General features: G+C 64.2%; 1 protein-coding gene. It reads left to right on the forward strand.

What is annotated here, in order from left to right:
* Nucleotides 1-2710 (forward strand): Ig-like domain-containing protein (locus HT737_RS16620; protein ID WP_306287224.1); only part of this gene is annotated, 2710 nt, incomplete at both ends.

Below are 2710 nucleotides of genomic sequence, written 5' to 3' on the forward strand. Positions count from 1 at the left end.
GGCGGCGGCTACGATGCGACGCACATGGGCGGTCGCGGTGGCAGCAGCACCGGTGGTGCCGGCGGGTTGGGCGTTTCCTACTACAGCAACGGCGGCAATGGCGGCACGGCCAACAACGGCACGATTTCCATCGGCGGTGGCGGTGGCGGGGCCGGTTGGGACAAGGTTGGCGGCGTCGGCGGCAATGCGGCCGGCGGCATTTACAACGCCTCGACCGGGACTCTTAAAATCGTCGGGACGTCGGTCATCAGCAACAACATCGGTGCGGGCGGCGGTGGCGGTGGCGGCAGCGGCCAGGGCAGCAACAACCTGAACGGTGGCGACGGCGGACGAGGTGTCGGCGCGATCTGGAACCAGGGCGGTACGGTGCTGATCACCGCCGCCAACTTCAGCGCCATCAGTGGCAACGCGGCCGGCAGCGGCTCCGGTGGTGCAGAGCTGGGCGGCGGCGTGACGGGCTCTGTACCGTTGGCCTTCGCGGCGATCTACAACAACGGCGGTACGCTCAACACTGCTTATGTTGAGCCGCCGACCGCGACCATCGTGATGGCCGACACGGCGTTGAAAATCGGCGAAACCTCGCTGGTGACCATCACTTTCAGCCGGGCGGTGAGCGGTTTCACCAACGCCGACCTGACCATTGCCAACGGCACGCTGACAGCGGTGAGCAGCAGCGACGGCGGTCTGACCTGGACCGCGACGTTCACTCCGACCAACAACATCACCGACGCGACCAACCTGATCACCCTCGACAACACCGGGGTGACGGCGATCAGCGACGGCGTGGCGGGCGTCGGCACCACCAGCTCCGTCAACTACGCGATTGATACCGCGCGCCCGACCGTGACCATCGTGATGTCCGATACGGCGTTGAAGATCGGCGATACTTCGCTGGTGACTTTCACCTTCAGTGAAGCCGTGACCGGTTTCACCAACGCCGACCTGACCATCGCCAACGGTACGCTGAGCGCGGTGAGCAGCAGCGACGGTGGCATCACCTGGACAGGAACCTTCACTCCGACCGCCAGCATCACCGACACCACCAACCTGATCACCCTGGACAACACCGGTATCGCCGACCTCGCTGGCAACGCCGGCAGCGGCACGACGGATTCGGCCAACTACGTGATCGATACCCAGCGCCCGACCGCGACCATTGTGGTGGCCGACACCAATTTGGCGGCCGGTGAAACCTCGCTGGTGACCATCACCTTCAGCGAAGCGGTCAGCGGCTTCACCACCGCCGACCTTACCGTAGCCAACGGCACCCTGAGTGGTCTGAGCAGCAGTGACGGCGGCATCACCTGGACCGCCACGCTCACCCCGACCAGCAACATCACCGACACCACTAACCTGATCACCCTGGATAACACCGGGGTCGTCGATCTGGCTGGCAATGCCGGCACTGGCACCACCAATTCCAACAACTACGCCATCGACACTGCGCGGCCGACCGCGACCATTGTGGTGGCCGACAACAACCTGCGGATCGGTGAAACCTCGCTGGTGACCATCACCTTCAGCGAAGCGGTCACCGGTTTCACCAACGCCGACCTGACGATTGCCAACGGCACCTTGACGGCGGTCAGCAGCAGCGACGGCGGCATTACCTGGACGGCGACCTTCACGCCGACCGCCAGCATCACCGACGCGACCAACCTGATCACCCTGAACAACACCGGCATCGCGGATCTGAACGGCAACGCCGGCAGCGGGACCACCGATTCCAACAACTACGCCATCGATACCGTGCGCCCGACCGCGACCATCGTGGTGGCCGACAACAACCTGCGAATCGGCGAAACCTCGCTGGTGACCATCACCTTCAGCGAAGCGGTGACCGGCTTCACCAACGCCGACCTGACCATTGCCAACGGCACGCTGAGTGCGGTGAGCAGCAGCGATGGCGGCATCACTTGGACCGCGACGTTCACCCCGAGCGCCAGCATCACCGACATCACCAACCTGATCACTCTGGACAACACCGGCATTGCCGACCTGGCGGGCAACGCTGGCAGCGGCACCACCGACTCCAACAACTACGCCATTGACACCCAGCGCCCGACCGCGACCATCGTGGTCGCCGACAGCAACCTTACGGCCGGCGAAACCTCGCTGGTGACCATCACGTTCAGCGAAGCGGTGAGCGGTTTCACCAACGCCGACCTGACCATCGCCAACGGTACGTTGACGGCGGTGAGCAGCAGCGACGGCGGCATTACCTGGACGGCGACGTTCACCCCGAACGTGGGCGTCAACGACGCGAGCAACCTGATCACGCTGGCCAACACCGGCATCGCGGACCTCGCGGGTAACGCCGGTAGCGGCACCACCAACTCCAACAATTACACCATCGACACCGTGCTGCCGACCGCGACCATCATCGTGTCCGACCCCAGCCTGAAAATCGGCGAGTCCTCGCTGGTGACCATCACCTTCAGCGAAGCGGTGACCGGTTTCACCAATGCCGACCTGACCATCGCCAACGGCACGTTATCTGCGGTGAGCAGCAGCGACGGCGGCATTACCTGGACGGCAACGTTCACACCGACCACCAACATCACCGACGCCACCAACCTGATTACGCTGGACAATTCCGGTGTTCAAAACCTGTCCGGCAATGCCGGCAGCGGCACCACCGATTCCAACAATTACTCGATCGACACCCAGCGCCCGACCGCCACTGTGGTGGTGGCCGACACCGCGCTCG

The sequence above is a fragment of the Pseudomonas sp. MD195_PC81_125 genome (genome assembly GCF_014060985.1).
In the GTDB taxonomy this organism is placed as follows: Bacteria; Pseudomonadota; Gammaproteobacteria; order Pseudomonadales; family Pseudomonadaceae; genus Aquipseudomonas; species Aquipseudomonas parakoreensis.